Origin of the sequence: Arachnia propionica (assembly GCF_003932785.1) — a bacterium.
Classification (GTDB): domain Bacteria; phylum Actinomycetota; class Actinomycetes; order Propionibacteriales; family Propionibacteriaceae; genus Arachnia; species Arachnia propionica_B.
Genome location: NZ_RQYT01000042.1, coordinates 12588 through 28436 on the forward strand (window position 1 = coordinate 12588; position 15849 = coordinate 28436).

At 67.9% G+C, this 15849-nt stretch carries 16 protein-coding genes; 2 read left to right on the plus strand and 14 right to left on the minus strand.

Features of this window, described 5'->3' with window-relative positions:
• Positions 1-10: 10 nt before the first annotated feature.
• Positions 11-1054, minus strand: a complete 1044-nt coding sequence (locus EII35_RS13085; protein ID WP_125228911.1) for an NHL repeat-containing protein — start codon at positions 1052-1054, stop codon at positions 11-13.
• Positions 1055-1099: 45 nt separating this feature from the next.
• On the opposite strand from EII35_RS13085, the gene EII35_RS13090 reads away from it, so the two are divergent.
• The gene (locus tag EII35_RS13090; RefSeq protein ID WP_125228912.1) at positions 1100-1690 is read left to right on the plus strand and encodes a glycosyltransferase family protein; all 591 of its coding nucleotides are present in this window, start codon (positions 1100-1102) and stop codon (positions 1688-1690) included.
• A gap of 1 nt (position 1691) precedes the next feature.
• Here the strand turns inward: EII35_RS13090 and EII35_RS13095 are convergent, their stop codons facing one another.
• The 8 genes from EII35_RS13095 to nagB all read right to left on the minus strand — a co-directional run bounded on the left by EII35_RS13095 (position 1692) and on the right by nagB (position 11189).
• Complete coding sequence (locus EII35_RS13095; protein ID WP_125228913.1) at positions 1692-5093, minus strand: pyruvate carboxylase; 3402 nt, start codon at positions 5091-5093, stop codon at positions 1692-1694.
• 103 nt (positions 5094-5196) lie between these two features.
• Positions 5197-5679, minus strand: a complete 483-nt coding sequence (locus EII35_RS13100) for an aromatic ring-opening dioxygenase LigA (protein WP_125228914.1) — start codon at positions 5677-5679, stop codon at positions 5197-5199.
• Between the two features lie 123 nt (positions 5680-5802).
• Positions 5803-6297: an aromatic ring-opening dioxygenase LigA gene (locus EII35_RS13105; protein ID WP_185744333.1), complete on the minus strand. Its 495-nt coding sequence runs from the start codon at positions 6295-6297 to the stop codon at positions 5803-5805.
• A 128-nt stretch (positions 6298-6425) separates the two neighbouring features.
• On the minus strand, positions 6426-7970 hold the full coding sequence (locus EII35_RS13110) for an NCS2 family permease (RefSeq protein WP_125228915.1): 1545 nt from the start codon (positions 7968-7970) through the stop codon (positions 6426-6428).
• A 43-nt stretch (positions 7971-8013) separates the two neighbouring features.
• On the minus strand, positions 8014-9078 hold the full coding sequence (locus tag EII35_RS16725) for an MFS transporter (protein WP_125228916.1): 1065 nt from the start codon (positions 9076-9078) through the stop codon (positions 8014-8016).
• 85 nt (positions 9079-9163) lie between these two features.
• A complete protein-coding gene (locus tag EII35_RS13120; RefSeq protein ID WP_395858252.1) occupies positions 9164-9937 on the minus strand; it encodes a DUF3027 domain-containing protein in 774 nt (257 codons plus the stop codon).
• Entirely contained in the window at positions 9934-10317 is a 384-nt protein-coding gene (locus EII35_RS13125; RefSeq protein WP_125228918.1) for a cold-shock protein, read from the minus strand. Before EII35_RS13125 ends, EII35_RS13120 begins: the two co-directional genes overlap by 4 nt.
• Before the next feature lie 83 nt (positions 10318-10400).
• Entirely contained in the window at positions 10401-11189 is a 789-nt protein-coding gene (nagB, locus tag EII35_RS13130) for a glucosamine-6-phosphate deaminase (protein WP_125228919.1), read from the minus strand.
• A 161-nt stretch (positions 11190-11350) separates the two neighbouring features.
• On the opposite strand from nagB, the gene EII35_RS13135 reads away from it, so the two are divergent.
• Positions 11351-12034 carry a hypothetical protein gene (locus tag EII35_RS13135; protein WP_125228920.1) on the plus strand — a complete coding sequence of 228 codons (684 nt, stop codon included), beginning with the start codon at positions 11351-11353 and terminating at the stop codon, positions 12032-12034.
• On the opposite strand, the gene EII35_RS13140 is transcribed toward EII35_RS13135, so the two are convergent.
• The 5 genes from EII35_RS13140 to EII35_RS13160 form a co-directional block, all read right to left on the minus strand.
• Entirely contained in the window at positions 12006-12545 is a 540-nt protein-coding gene (locus tag EII35_RS13140; protein WP_125228921.1) for an NUDIX hydrolase, read from the minus strand. The two genes, EII35_RS13135 and EII35_RS13140, sit on opposite strands and share 29 nt — an antisense overlap.
• Positions 12542-13252 carry a copper homeostasis protein CutC gene (locus EII35_RS13145; protein WP_125228922.1) on the minus strand — a complete coding sequence of 237 codons (711 nt, stop codon included), beginning with the start codon at positions 13250-13252 and terminating at the stop codon, positions 12542-12544. The genes EII35_RS13140 and EII35_RS13145 overlap by 4 nt, the downstream gene beginning before the upstream one ends.
• Before the next feature lie 105 nt (positions 13253-13357).
• Positions 13358-13996: a DUF4276 family protein gene (locus EII35_RS13150; protein WP_125228923.1), complete on the minus strand. Its 639-nt coding sequence runs from the start codon at positions 13994-13996 to the stop codon at positions 13358-13360.
• Entirely contained in the window at positions 13993-15144 is a 1152-nt protein-coding gene (locus tag EII35_RS13155) for an AAA family ATPase (RefSeq protein WP_125228924.1), read from the minus strand. The genes EII35_RS13150 and EII35_RS13155 overlap by 4 nt, the downstream gene beginning before the upstream one ends.
• Positions 15145-15177: 33 nt before the next feature.
• Positions 15178-15609, minus strand: coding sequence for a hypothetical protein (locus EII35_RS13160; protein ID WP_125228925.1), 432 nt, complete (start codon positions 15607-15609; stop codon positions 15178-15180).
• Positions 15610-15849 lie beyond the last annotated feature (240 nt).

Here is a 15849-nt window from a genome sequence, read left to right on the forward strand (position 1 = left end):
TGGTTGCCGTTCAGTTCCTGCGCAGGAGGACAACCAGCCCGCAGCAGAGCGCCAGCGCAGCTGCCGCTGCCAGCGCCAGCTTGGTGCCACCCAAGGCGGGCTTGGCGCCCTGCGACTGATCCGGCGGGGTCTCCCCAGCCGGCTGGGAGGGTTCGGGGGCGGCCCCGGATTCGGCGGGCGGTGCCGGGCTCTGGGACGGGGTGGGGCTCGCCTCCGCGCTGATGACCCGCTCGGTGTCGCCGTCGGGCACCTCCTCCTCGCGCAGGGTCTGGGCCCCGACGAGGATCGCCCCCTCCCCCTTGGCCGTGACGGACTCCCCTTCCGGGGCCCCGACATAGGACACCGTGGCGGTGGTCTCCCACGAGTACGCATCGACCTTGGCCAGCCCAGCCGCGGTCCGCATGATGATGGTGGCGCCGTCGGGCAGGAAGGTGGCGTCCGTCACCCCGTCCGGGGCGTCGGCGGAGCGGGTCAGCTTGTTGACCCCGTCACGGGAGAGTTCCAGCTCGGCGCGGTACACGCCGGCGTTCTCACCGGCGGTGACGATGTAGATCCGGCCCTTTCCGGAGACGAGCAGTGCCTTCGCGTCGTGGGAACCATCCGGGTAGGCGAACTTGTAGGCGCGGTACTTCTGCTCCCCCGCCTCGGCCGACATCCGGAACACGGTGATCTCGTCCCGGTCACCGCCGATGTCCCCGACATAGAGGTTCCCGTCGTGCAGGGCGAGCCCCTGCACCGATTCGGGCTGGGCGGAGAAGTCGAGGTTGCCCCGCTTCTCGCCCGCGGCGTCGATGATGAGGATGCTCGCCCCGTGAACCTCGGAGACGGCGAAGAGCCGGTCGCCGCTGTCGTCCCAGGCGACACCCGTGACTGCGGCCCCGGCATCCGGGAGCACGAGGTCCTCGGCCACGGCCGGGAGCGACGTCGCCCACACCATGCCACCAGCGAGACAGGCGGCGAGAACGCGACGCCAGGGCTGTTCCCCGGCACGGGATCCACTGGGCTGATGGCTGCGACGATCCCGTCGTCCGATGCGCCCTCTGAAACTACTCATGGTGCGTGCCAGCATAACGTGCACAACCATGGGTAGGCTTGGGTCATGCGAGCGATGAAGCTCTACGGAATCGCCATCGACGATGTCCGCGACATCTTCGGGGCCCCGCCCGAGCGGGCGGAGGAGCTCGGAAGAGTGGCAGCCGCGCGCTTCCCCGCACCACCCATGAAACGACGATGGGGTCTGTTCAAGCGGGATCCGGCGATGGAGATCGACCCCGAGCAGCCTCTCCCAACGGATGTCGCGGCCCTGCTGGCAGGCGAGTTCATCCCGCCCGAACGTCTGGGCCAGAGCTGGCGAATCCTCGATGCCTGGCTGGAGGAACTCTCCGCAGGTCACGTGAGCCTGAGCTACGACTCCCTCGACGGCATCGAGTTCGACCTGGCCCGCCGCGGGCTGCCCTCCACGCATTCCGTTCGACGGCTCGGGGAACGCAGCCTCGGCATCCCCCTTCGGGACGCGCCCGGCATGATGACCGGGTACAGCCATCACTCGCACGCCATCGCGACCCGTGACGCGCTGGCCACGATCGACGCCGACACACTGCAGGAGAGGACCCGCGACGTCGTCGAACCCCTGCTCCGTTTCCTGGAGCAGCTCGCCGCTGGCGCGGATGTCGTCGTGATCGACTCCTGACTCAGGACTCGATCACGAGTACCAGGTCCCCACCGTCGAGCTGGGTGGTGTCCGGCAGCACGACGCGCTTCACGACGCCGGCCACCGGCGCGTTGATGGCCGCCTCCATCTTCATCGCCTCGATGGTGGCCACCTGATCGCCCGCCGCGACCTCGTCGCCGACGCTGACCGTCGGGGTGACCGCCCCGGCGAACGGGGCCGCGACATGGCCCGGGTTGCCCGGGTCGGCCTTCTCCGCCGAGGCCACCTCGGAGGTGAGCGAGTTGTCACGCACCCTGACCGGACGCAACTGCCCGTTGAGCAGCGTCATGACGGTGCGCTTGGCCCGCTTGTCCGCCGAGCCGATGGCCTCCAGCCCGAGCAGCAACGTCACCCCCTTCCCGAGGGTGACCGGGTACTCCTCACCGGACTCCATCCCGTACAGGTAAGGGATCGTCGGCAGGACCGACACGTCGCCGAAGTCCTCCCGCTTCTGCTGGAACTCCTTCGTCGGGCCGGGGAAGAGCAGCCGGTTGAGGGTCTGCTGCCGCTCGACCCCGGGTGTCTCCAGCGCGGCGAGGTCCTCCGGCGCGACCTCCGTGATCCTCGGCGGTTGACGACGTCCCTCCAGCGCGCGACTGCGGAAGGGTTCGGGCCAGCCACCGGCGGGGGTGCCGAGTTCCCCGTTGAGGAAGCCGATGACGGAGTCGGGGATGTCGAAACGACGCGGGTCGGCCTCGAACTCGGCCGGATCGGCACCGACGGCCACCAGGTGCAGGGCGAGGTCGCCCACCACCTTCGACGATGGCGTCACCTTCGTCGGTCGGCCCAGGATCTTGTCCGCGGCCGCGTACATCTCCTCGATGGCCTCGAACTTGTCCCCCAGGCCGAGCGCGATGGCCTGCTGCCTGAGGTTCGAGAGCTGACCGCCGGGGATCTCGTGGGTGTAGACGCGCCCCGTCGGGGCGGGCAGGCCCGACTCGAACGGCTGGTACACCCTGCGGACCGCCTCCCAGTAGGGCTCGAGGTCCAGCGCGGCCTGCGCGTCGATCTCCGGGGCACGGTCGCTGCCCTCCAACGCCATGAGCAGCGCCGACATCGGGGGTTGGGAGGTGGTGGAGGCCATCGACGAATTGGCGACGTCCACCGCGTCGACCCCGGCCTCGATGGCCGCCATGAGCGTCGCCAGCTGACCGCCCGTGGTGTCGTGGGTGTGGAGGTGGACCGGGAGGTCGAACCGTTCCCGCAACGCCGTCACCAGCCGCGACGCGGCGGCCGGACGCAGCAGCCCGGCCATGTCCTTGATCGCGAGGACGTGGGCCCCCGCTGCGACGATCTGCTCGGCGAGCCTCAGGTAGTAGTCGAGGTCGTAGGTCCGCTCCGCCGGATCCAGCAGGTTGGCCGTGTAGCACAGCGCCACCTCGGCGACGGACGCGGTGTCCTGCACCACGGCGTCGATGGCGGGACGCATCTGCTCGACGTCGTTGAGGGCGTCGAAGATGCGGAACACGTCGATGCCGGTCTCGGCCGCCTCCCGCACGAAGGCCCGCGTGACCTCCGTCGGGTAGGGGGTGTAGCCGACGGTGTTGCGGCCCCGCAGCAGCATCTGCAGGTTCTGGTTCGGCATCGCCTCACGCAGCTTCGCGAGCCGCTCCCACGGGTCCTCGCCGAGGAAACGCAGGGCGACGTCGTAGGTTGCGCCACCCCAGCACTCGACGGAGAACAGGTTCGGCAGCATCCGCGCCTGGTGCGGCGCGACGGCCAGCAGGTCCCTCGTCCTCACCCGGGTGGCGAGGAGGGACTGGTGGGCGTCACGGAAGGTGGTGTCGGTGATCCCGACGGCCCGCTGCTCGCGCAGGGCGCGGGCGAAGCCGACGGGGCCGAGTTCCAGCAGCCGGTGACGGGAGCCGCGCGGGGCCTCCTCCGCCAGGCTGATCCGGGGCAGTTTCGCCGTGGCCTCCACCGTCGTCGGGGCCGCCCCATTGGGTTGGTTGACGGTGACGTCGGCGAGGAACCGGGCCAGCCTCGTGCCCCGGTCCGCCGGGGTGCGGGCGCTGAGCAGGTAGGGACGCTCGTCGATGAAGGAGGTGGTCACCCCACCCTGCCCGAAGTCCGGGTCGTCGAGAACCGCGCGCAGGAACGCGATGTTGGTGGCGATGCCCCGGACCCGGAACTCAGCCAGAGCCCGCCTGGCCCGTGCCGTGGCGTCCTCAAGGGTGCGTCCCCGGGCCGTCAGCTTCACCAGCAGCGAGTCGAAATGGGGGCTGATCTCGACGCCGGTACCGGTGGTGCCACCGTCGAGCCGGATCCCCGCGCCGTTGGCAGAGCGATAGGCCTGGATGACCCCGGTGTCGGGACGGAACGCGTTCGCCGGGTCCTCAGTGGTGATCCGGCACTGCAGGGCGGCGCCGCGGATCCTCAGGTCCTCCTGACGGATACCGATCTCCTCCAACGTCTCCCCCGCCGCGATGCGCAACTGGGCCTGCACCAGGTCGACGTCGGTGATCTCCTCGGTGACGGTGTGCTCCACCTGGATCCGCGGGTTCATCTCGATGAACACGTGACTTCCCGCCCTCGGGCCACTGGTCTCGACGAGGAACTCGACGGTGCCCGCACACGTGTAGTTGATGGCCTTGGCGAACTTCACCGCATCCCGGGCCAGGGCCTCCCGTAGCTCGTCGGAGATGTGCGGCGCCGGGGCGATCTCGACCACCTTCTGGTGTCGCCGCTGGATGGAGCAGTCACGCTCGAAGAGATGGACGATGTTGCCCTCCCGGTCGCCCAGGACCTGGACCTCGATGTGGCGGGGAGCCGCGACGGCCTGCTCCACGAACACCGTCGGGTCGCCGAAGGCTCCCTCGGCCTCACGCATGGCGGCACCGAGCTCCTCACGGAACCTGGCAGGGTCGTTGACCCGCCGCATACCTCGGCCACCGCCCCCGGCGACGGCCTTGATGAAGACCGGGAAGCCGATCTCCTCAGCCTGCCGCGTCAGCTCGTCGACATCCGTGGAGGGTGCGGTGGAACTCAGCGTCGGCACACCCGCCAGGCGGGCCTGCTCCAAGGCGCGGACCTTGTTGCCAGCCATCTCCAGGACCTTCGCCGAAGGGCCGACGAAGGTGATCCCGTTGGCCTCGCACGCGGCCGCGAGGTCGGGGTTCTCGGAGAGGAACCCGTAACCGGGGTAGATGGCATCCGATCCTGACTCCTTCGCCACGCGGATGACCTCATCGATGTCGAGGTAGGCGCGAACCGGGTGCCCCTTCTCTCCGATCAGATAGGACTCATGGGCCTTGACGCGGTGATCGGCGTTGCGATCCTCGTAGGGGAAGACCGCGACGGTCCTGTGACCGAGCTCGTAGGCGGCGCGGAAGGCACGGATGGCGATCTCGCCTCGGTTGGCGACAAGGACCTTCTCAAACATGCCCCAAGACTAGGGCATCGTCACGGCCGCGAACGCGACGAGCGTTGCGGCTGAGAAAGACCTCAACCGCAACGCTCGAAACACCCACGAGGCTGACACGACCTCAGGCTGTGACCTCCTCGGCCTTCACGACGTCTCGCTCCTTGTTCCGGGTCATAGACCACCCGATCAGGCCGAACATCAGCCCGACCCCCATCACCAGGGCCGAGACCCCGAAGGCCAGCACCGAGGTGAACAGCGAGGCCCGCAGGAAGGATGCCGTCTGCACGACATCACGCGCGCTCTGGTACTTCTCCGCCAACTCGGTGTTCCCCGCCTCCTTGGCCTCTCGCACCTTGACCCCCAGCTCGGCGAAGGTCAGCCCCTCGCTCTGCTTGGCGGCGTGCTTGCTGATGATGTCGGCCTGCACGTACGCGGTGAGCGGCCCCTTGACCTGGGACCCTTGGAAGGCGATGGCGTCCTGAGGGACGGTGATCTTCTCGGCAGCGAGCTGGGAGGAGGTCACCGCCCAGGCGATGGCACCCGAGACGAGCATGACGACTCCCACGATGATCGACACGATGCCGATCACTTTCTGCGACTTCATGGACAGCCTTTCCGTACACACCCACCCGGGAGGTGGATGAACTCTCAATCAAGCTGCGTCAGCCTACCCGGCCTGCTTGGCTCACCCGCTCGGGACAGAACCCATGAGGGCGCATCGCCCCGGTCAGGATGCTTCGCCCTGCGCGAGGTTCTCCTGGGCAGCGACGACAGGAAGCTTGACCCGAGTCAGCGCCCATCCGGTCAGGGCGAACAGCAATCCGACCCCCATCACCAGGGCCGAGACCCCGAAGGCCATCACGGAGGTGAGCAACGAGGAGCGCACGAAGTTTCCGGTCTCCACCATCGTGCGGGTCTTCTGGAGTTCATCAGCCTTGGCCTTGTCCCCCGCCTCAGTGGCCTTGCGGACCTCGTTCCCGAGCTCGGCATAGGTCAGTCCCCCGGAGGCGGTCATGATGTGCTTCTTGACGGCCTCGGACTGGGCCAGCGCGGTGAGCGGCCCCTTCACCTCGGCCCCGGCGAAGCTGTCCGCGTCCTGGGCCACGGTGATCTTCTCCGAGGCCAACTGGGAGGAGGTGAACCCCCAGGTCAGGGCACCGGAGAGGAGCATGACGACACCCGCGATGAGAATGAGCAAACCAACGACCTTCGGCGTTTTCATGATGATGTCCACCTTTCGCAATGGAACAAAGTGAATGATTTTTCAAGTACTTGCCCCATCACAGTTCCGTGGATCCACGTCGAAAGCAACCCTCTCGACCATTCAGCCGACAGCGCGGTCAAGCTGGGTCACCCGATGAGGGCGAGGAGTGGTCCCTGCAGGAAGTAGATGATGAACAGCCCGGCCACCACATACATGAGTGAGTGGACCTTCGACGCGTGGCCACGGATGACCTTGATGAAGACGTGGGCCAGGAACCCGATCCCGATGCCGACGGTGATGGAGTAGGAGAACGGCATGAGGATGATGGTGAGGAAGGCGGGGATGCCGACCTCGGGATCATTCCAGTCCACGTCCACGACCTGCGCGATCATGAGGAACCCGACGAACACCAGCACGGGCGCGGCGGCCTCGGAGGGCACGATGTTGACCAAGGGCGCCAGGAACACCGAGGCGAGGAAGGCGAGCCCCGTCACCACGGAGGCCAGACCGGTGCGGGCCCCCTCACCGACCCCCGCCGTCGACTCGATGTAGCAGGTGTTCGACGACACGGAACCGAGGCCACCGGCCACGGCGCCGAGGGAGTCGACGAGCAGGATCTCGGTGGCCTGCTCCGGCATTCCGTCCTTGTCGAGCAGGTCACCCTCGGAGCCGACCGCGACGACGGTGCCCATGGTGTCGAAGAAGTCCGCCAGCAGCAGGGAGAACACCAGCACCATGAGCGCCAGGAAGGTCGGGAAGGAGAACTTCCCGTCGACGAGGAAGCCACCGACCATGTCCACCTTGAACAGCAGTCCGAGATCCGGCAGCGAGAATCCCGACAACGACGGCACGTTGAGGGCCCAGCCGGTGGGGTTCTCCGGCCCGATGTGGATGCCGAGGTGCCCGATGGCCTCGATGATGACGGCCAGCACCGTTGCTGCGAGGATCGAGATGAGCATCGCGCCCTTGACCTTCAGCACGTGGAGGGCGACCAGTAGGAAGAATCCGATGATGAAGACGAGGATCGGCCACGACGACAGCGAGCCGGCGATCCCGAGTTCCACCGGCGGTGCGCCCGCGGGTTTGCGGACCACACCGGCGTTGATGAGCCCGACGAAGGCGATGAACAACCCGATGCCGACGGAGATGGCCGTACGCAGGGTCCGAGGGACGGCCTTGAACACCGCCTTGCGGAAACCGGTGAGGACGAGGATGGCGATGATGATGCCCTCCCAGACCACCAGCCCCATCGCCTGCGGCCACGTCATCTGCGGGGCGAGGGCGAAGGCGACGAGGGCGTTGAGTCCGAGCCCTGTCGCCATGCCGACGGGGAAACGACCCACCACGCCCATGAGGATGGTCAGGACGCCGGCGATGAGCGCCGTCGCCGCGGCGACCATGCCGATCGACGCCGCCACCGCGGCCCCGTTCTCCTGGGTCATCGCCGCGTCGAGGTACTTCGGCGCCCCGGAGATGAGCAGCCCGTTCTTGTCGACGGCGGTGCCGAGGATGAGCGGGTTGAGCGCGATGATGTAGGCCATCGCGAAGAAGGTGACCAGCCCGCCGCGAACCTCGCGGCCGATGCTGGACCCGCGTCGTTTCACGCCGAAGTGACGCTCGATCCACGGGGTGTTGGCAGGGACGCTGGCGCTGTCGTCTCGACGCGCGGCTCTGGGGGATTTCGTGACCACGGCCGGATTCTAACCCGGTCTCCCGGCCCGCGGGGTCGCCCGCTCAGGGCGCGTGGCACCTCCCCGGCGAAGCCCCCACACCCCAATGGCGACCAGACCTCCTGCAGCGGTCATGTACAGGAGCCGAAAATCCACGTGGGCCACGAGCAACGCACCCAGAATCATCGTCGCAAGGGCCGGTGTGGTCTGGGCCGTCTGCAGAGCAGCCTGGGCACGTCCCATGACAGCCTGGTCCACACGTTCCTGCACAAGGACGCCGAGAGAGGTCAGCGCGACGCTGAGACTGACTCCGGCCAAGGCACCGCAGCGAACCATGGCGAGCAATGAGTCCCGGCACCACGAATGCACCGACAACCATGCCGATCCCCTGCGTGGCGAGCACGACCCCGGCGAACTGCGCCGGTCGATGGAGGGCGTCGATGAGGGCATACAGCGACCCATCGACGAGGCCGATCACGCCGTAGGCCATGACGAGGGTGACCAACGCGACCCTGAGCTGCGGATCCGACCACAAGAGCCGCATTCCGGCCCACCTTCCCGGGACATCTCCGCAGTCGTGACGCGGTATGGGGACCAGGATCAGCAGCAGCGCACCGATGAGGAACAGGCCAGCGGTCACAACGACGAGCCAGCGCGGCCCGAGTGTGGCGAGGACGGCGGTCCCACTGATCGGTCCGAGGAGCAACACCGTTCCGTTGATGACCTGCAACACTGAGACGGCACGGGGGATCTCATCCTTGGGGGTGATTGCCTTGAGGGCTCCCGGGGATGCGGTGTAGACGAGAACCCCCAGGGCTCCGTAGACAAGCCCGAAGATGACAAGGGGCACGTACTGCTCATCGCGCTGCACCAGCCACAGCACGGCGAGGGCGCCAGCTGTCGTCAGTTCAGCCCCGAGAAGCGCGGTTCTACGAGGAAGTCGATCCAAGGACTCGCCCGCCAGGAAACCAAGCAGACGCGGGGCCATGACAACGGCGGTGCACAGTCCTGCCAAAGTGTTGGATCCCGTGAGCTGCTTCGCCCACACCCCCAATGCGAGCAGCATCATGGAACCCGCCAAGGCCGAAACGGCCCGGCTGACCAAGAAGAGAGGCACCTGCCCACTCATGGGTGAGAAACCCGGGAACAGCGAAGGTGGAGTGTTCGCACAGGATCAAAATACCCCCAGCGCCCCGGCCCGCGGGGAGCGGCTCTCAGTCGAAGAGCTGCTGGTCGATGCCGATCGTGTCGAAGACGGGCTCGGGGAGTTCCCTAGCGCGCTCCGTCGCGACCACGTCGGAGTGACCGCCGCAGCCGTGCTCGAGGCTCACCACCCGGGCATCCGACGGGGAGTACTCGTTGGCGCAGGCCCCGAAGAGGGTCCCGAGCGAACCCCGCAGCGGGACGAAGTACCCGCACGAGCCACACCCGGCGGGGGCGTTGCGACTCGATTCGTCCGAGGCGCCGGGGGTGCCGGCCAGCCACCGCTCAGCCGCCAGGTCCCGACCGACCGCGGACAGGACACGTTCCCGACCGACCCCCAGCTCGGCAACCGTGGTGCGCAGCTGGGTCCACTCGGCAGGATCGGCGTCGGCGGGCAGATCCGTCGCGGCGAAGCCCGGCTCGAGCCGGGGGTCGTTGTCCGGGGTGGCCATGAGCATGCCCGGGCCGATGTCCCCGGCCTGGATCCGCTGCTCCCACGGCACCCACGCCGGGGCGAGAAGGGCACCCTCCCCCGGCAGCAGCACGACCTCGTTCACCGTCGCGGCTCGGGCGCGGGAGGCCCGCACGAGGGTCACCGCCCAGTGCCAGTCCCGGTATCCGGGCAGCAGGCAGCCGAAGGAATGGGTGACGACACGTTCCTCCTCAGCGACCACCCCGAGGTGATCACCGACGGAGTCCGCGCCGCCCGTCTCCACGGCGGCCTCCCGGGCCAGGTCGACGGCGGAGGCCGCCACGGAGTCCAGTTTCGGCGCCCTCACCGTCACAGCTCCAGCTCATCCGCGACGCGGCGGAGCACCGCCGCGATCTTCGCACCGTGCTTGTCGTCGGGGTAGCGCCCGTGACGGTATCCGTTGCCGAGGGAGTCCAGCATCTTGATGAGGTCCTCGACGATGACGGCCATCGCTTCGGGCTTCTTGCGGGTGGCCTTCGACAGGGAGGCCGGCGGGTCGATGAGCCGCACCGACAGTGCCTGCTCCCCGCGTCGCCCCTCCATGACCCCGAACTCGACCTTCTGGCCGGCTCGAAGCGTCGTCACACCCTCGGGCAGGACTCCGGCGCGGACGTAGACGTCTCCGCCGCCGTCCTTCGAGATGAATCCGAAACCCTTGTCGGCATCGAAGAAGCGGACCTTTCCGGTGGGCATGGCACTGGTCTTTCTGGTTGAAGGGATGGCAGGCCAGTCTATCGTGCCCGACGATCAGGTGTCGCACCAGTTGAGGCGCCTCCTCAGGAACCGAGTTCCCCCACCCCGTCCTTGTGCCGGGCGACGTGACGGAAGTAGTCGCCGTACTGCAGCTTCGAGGCCGCCGCCTCGTCCAGCACCACGACGGCGCTCTGGTGGAACTGCAGGATGGATGCGGGGCAGACGGCGGCGACGGGGCCCTCGATCATCGCGGCGACGGCGTCGGCCTTGTGCTCGCCCGTGACGACCATGATGAGGTGCTTGGCGTCCATGATGGTGCCCAGCCCCTGGGTGACGCAGTGTGTGGGCACCTGCTCGCCCTCGCTGAAGAATCGAGCGTTGTCGTCGCGGGTCTGCTGGGTGAGGGTCTTGACGCGGGTGCGCGAGGCGAAGGAGGAGGTGGGTTCGTTGAAGCCGATGTGACCGTTGCTGCCGATACCGAGCACCTGCACGTCGACGCCCCCCGCCTCGGCGATGGCGAGGTCGTAGGCCTCCGCCGCCGCGGCGAGGTCCTCGGCGGAGCCATCGGGGACCCGCACGCGGGCGGGATCCATGCGCAGCGGCTCGACGACGGTGCGTCGGATGGTCTGCTTGTAGCTGAGCTCATGCTCGGGATCGATGCCCACGTACTCGTCGAGGGCGAAGCCCAGGGCATGCGAGAAGTCGATGTCCCCGAGAACCGCACGGCGTGCGAGTTCGTCGTAGAGGGCGATGGGAGAGCTACCGGTGGCCAGCCCGAGCACCGGGGTGACGAGGCCCTCGAGCCAGGAGATCACCCGATCCGCCGCGACCTCACCGACCTGCCGTTCGTCGGAACAGATGACAACTTCCACCGCTGGCCTCCTCACACGCTCATGTCCACGGAATTGTTCACGTGGGGTTGGAAATGAACACTACGCAGGTCGAAACTGCGCAGCATCCTGTCAGGACCTTCTCCTGACAAACGCTCATCCCGGGTGCGCGGGAGCACCCACCTGCCGGGTACTGTTGGCCCATGGCCTCCTGGAAAGACGGTTCGGCGTACGCCCCCATCGAGCGTCCCGATGCCTTCGCCATGCCCGACGCCGAGCCGTTGCCGCAGGCCGAGGCGCGGCCACAGAGCACCGCGGGGGCGATTCCCCCGCCCTCCGGCTACGCACCCACCCCACCGGGTCCGGACCTGGCCGCGATCGGGGTGAAGGCCACCGTGACGAGGAACCCGGCGGCTCCGTTCACCGTGTACTCCGCCCTCGCGGCCCCGCCCCCCACCCCCGGGATGTACCGGGATCCCCGCGTCCCGATCCAGATCACCACCACGTCGGCCTCCCTCGTCGAGGAACCGCTGCCTCCCGACCCGCACGCCCGCATCCCCACACAACCCCGGCACGGCCCGACCACGCTCGACGAGTCGACCCGCAACCTCGTCCTCATCGCCGCGATCGCCTTCCTCCTGGCCGTGTTCGTACCCACGGGCGCGCCCTACCTCTTCGCGGGAGGTGCCGCGTTGCTGCTGCGGACCACGAAGGAGGGCCGCCAGCTCGCCTGGACCGTGCTCGTCATCGCCGTGCTGGTGTGGCTGCTCGGTTCCTCCACCCGATCCGCCATCATCTCGGCCGATCTGGTGCGGTGGCTGGGGGGCGGCCTGGCCGTCGGCTGCGTCGTGTGGGCGCTCAGCCGGGGACCCAGCCGCGATCAGTGATCTCGCGCAATTCGTGCTCCGACAACGGCACGGATGACTCCTCCCGCACGCCCAGGTCCACGATCCGCCCCGACGGGACGGTGAGCAGCTCCGCCAGACGTGAGGGCCACACCGGCTGTGGCAACGATTCGACGGGATGCCACACCATGCCCTTCATGCGTCGTCGTTCCCACTGCGTCCATCCCGCGTTGTCGGGGGCGAACCGCTCGACGACGGCCCGGAAGATCACCTCTTCCTGGACGCGGATCCGATCCGAGTAGCCGTGGATCGCGATCCCCGTCGCGATGGGGCCCACCAGCTCCCCTGGGCCGAGATTGAGCCCGGTCTCCTCACCCACCTCGCGAACGGCCGCCTGATCGGGACGCTCCCCCGGGTCGATGCCCCCGCCCGGCAGCACCCACCAGCTGGAGCCGGGGATCCCGGGGTCGGAGTCGTTGACCAGCAGCACCTCGTCTCCCGCCACGAGCAGGACCCGAGCGCCGTGACGGAACTTCAGCGGGCGACGACTCACCGGTGGCGTTCCCTCTCGTGGGCGATCTGCTCGTCGATGAGTTCGCGCCAGGTGCGCACCAGGTCCGCGTCGACCCAGGCCTTGAAGCTGCCACCCGGCCGGGCCGGGCTGCCGATGTGGAAGGCCCTCACCCCGGCCCGCACCAGCCAGGGCACGTGTTCGGGTTGGAGCCCGCCACCTGCCATGATGAGCGACGCGATCCGCGCGTCGTTGCTGGCCCGTCGCAGCAGGTCGTCCAGGCCGTGCTCGACCCCCCGGATCGAGCCCGCGGTGAGCACCTGGTCGAGGCGCGGCAACGTGAGCAGGTCCTCCCAGGCGTCGTCGGCCTGGAGGCAGTGGTCGACGGCGCGGTGAAAGGTCCACGGCCAGTCGCCATCCTCCACCAGGGCGTGGCAGACCTCCAGGTCCACCCCCGCGTGGCCGTTGAGGAAGCCGAACACGACGCCGTCGGCCCCTTCGTCGAGGTAGGAGGAGATGAGTCCGCGCAGCCGGGTGAACTCCCCGCCGTCGGTACGGAAACCACCCCGCAGCCGCACCATGGGTCGCACCTGGATGGTGGTGGCCCGACGCACCTTCGCGACGGTGAGGGGCTCCGGGGAGAGCCCGTCGTCGTCCATGGTCCCCACGACCTCGACCCGGTCGGCACCCCCCTCCTCGGCGCGACGGGCGTCGTCGGCGTGGAGAGCGATCACTTCCAGCAGGCTCATGGACTCAGTCTGCCGTATCCGCATCCTCGGAGAGCGTACGTCGCTCAAACAAGCGGCGAAGGGTTCCCGACGGGTTCACCCACCACGTCGGCGGCGCCCTCTCCGTCACACGATCAACAATTCCTCCCACCAGGCCTTGAAGACGGGGCAGCGTTCCAGGACGGCACCCAGTCCGGCGGCTGCGATCCAGCGGGGTCCGTTGACGACCTTGAGATACCCGGGAACGATCCGGGTCAGCCGTTTCGAGGGCGCCAGATCAGGCTGGGAGTTGACGGCCTCGGCCCCTCCCGCCTCCTCGATGGCCCTCCGGACTCGGGCCACCTGCCGCGGTTCCAGATCCTTGTCGGCTCCACCGGCGTCGATCGCCGCCAGAACCCAGGCCTCCACCTCGTGGAGAACGATGCATGGCCGGAACCTCGGCGAGTCGTGCTTGTCGTACTTGTCCACCAAGGCCTGCATCAGGGCCTCCCGGTCCGATGTCGACGACGGTGACCTCCCGGGCGCCCCGGACGGGTAACCGTAGAGGTCGATGAGGATGCCCACCGTGTCCAAGTGCTGCTGCTTCAGCAAGACCTGCAACTTGTCGTGGTAGTTCCGCCACGACCCACCGCCGTGATGTCCCGCTGAGGTGCACACCACGATGGGCTGCAGCACGATGTCATGTTTCCTGGCCGCCGGAGCCAGCACCTGATCCACCACCCGCTCCTCGGTATGCCCCTCCACCAGCAGGGCGATCAGCCTCATCTGCGCCCCTCCTCGGGCGAGGGCCGCCCGCCGAGCAGGTTCATCTCCCACATGTTCCCGACGGAGAAATCCTCCAGGAAACCCGCGAGTTCCTCAGGGTTCGGTCGGGTGGCTACGGTTGCCCCGTTCCGGCGTTCCAGGACCACCACCTCCGCCAGGTCGAAGTGGGACAGCAGAGGAACCGACTGGGTGGCAAGTACCACGCGGTGCCCGGTGCGGCCTGCGATGTGCACCATCTCGGCCAGGACCGTGATGGCAGCCGGGTGCAGGCCCAGTTCCGGTTCGTCCAGCACGACGGTGCTCGGCAGGTCCGGTCCCAGCAGGAGTGTCGCCAGGCAGATGAAGCGCAAGGTGCCGTCGCTGGCCTCACGGGCCATGAAGGTGCGATCCAGGCCCTGCTGCCGCCACCTCAGCCGGATGCGGTCGGTGGCGTTCGGTTCCAGCACGAAGTCGTCGAAGAACGGGGTGACGTGCTGGACCGCCGCGACGATGCGACGGTAGTGCTGCGGATGCTCCTGTTTGACCCGCAGCAGATAGGCGGCGATGTTCCCGGCGTCGGCCCGGAGCGCGACGTCGTCCCCCACCGTCGACCAGCCCTTGACCGGGGCATCCGCGCTGACGTCGTCGAAGTGGAACACCCGACAACCGGCCAGCAACGGCGTGATGTGGCGGGCGAAGTTGCGTTGCCGTTCGTCCTCGGAACCCTCGGCGACCTGACGCGCCCGGCTACTGGTTGCGGCTACCTGACCGGACCCCTCGTCGTGGAAACGCACTCCCATCTGTCGATCATCGTGGAAGAACCACTCCCTCAGCATGGCCCGGTCGTCATCTGCGGGACTCAGGTCCACCCGGTAGCCGTTGGTGTGATTCTCCCGGTCCGGGGTGGAGTGCACCTCGATCCGCGAGACGGGCGCCCTGCCGTCGACCCCCTCGAAGATCAGTCCGTCCATGCCTCCACGGTTGAGGATCTGCTGCTGGAACGAGTCGTCCCAGATGCGGGAGATCAACTCCAGGGCACCGATGACATTGGACTTGCCCGAGCCGTTCGCGCCGATGAGGACGGTCACGTCGGTCATGATCTCCAGGTTCAGGCGACGCACCGAGCCCAGTCCCTCGATGACGAGCCGTCCAAGCATCGCAGTGGTCATCGCCTCAGCCTACCCCCAACCGACTGGGGCAGGTCAGTCAGCCTCCCGGGCCGCATCACGACGTTCCAACCATGCGACGAAGGGTTTCATGAGCAGCAGCGAGGCCAGGGCAGCCACCAGCGCCCCCAGGTCGTCCCGGAACAACACCCGGTACGACATGGCCACGAGAAGCCACACCAGGAGGTCACCCACCACGCCACCAACCCTGCGCATGGATTCGGTGGTGAAGCTGTGTTTCACCACGGAATCCACGACGAGACTCGCAAACCACACCATCGGGTAGATCCAGAGGAAGTGGAGCATCATGGCGGGGTTCCAGGACGTGGGTTCCCCGAACCAGGGCAACCACGCGACACCGAGGACAGCCGCCATCATCGGGAGGGCCGATCCGGCGATGGCAAGCACCAAGAGCCCCACCATGATCAATGCCCCCCACCACGTCAGTGGAGGCTCCTCCTCTGCCATACCCTCAGCCTCCCCTCAGGACATCCAGACGCGGTCACGAATCGCCGTCCTGCTTCAATGGCAGCGTTGACATCGCGTTTTGGGCAAAAGCAGGGCGGCGGTTCGTGCCCACCATTTATCAGTATGAAGGCGTTATTCACGGAGACTGGGCGGTTGCTCATTTTGGCTCCAGCGCCGTCCTCTCCACCGCTGGTCGAGCAGGGTCCGGAGCCTGCGGAGGACCCGTGTCGAGACCTCCGT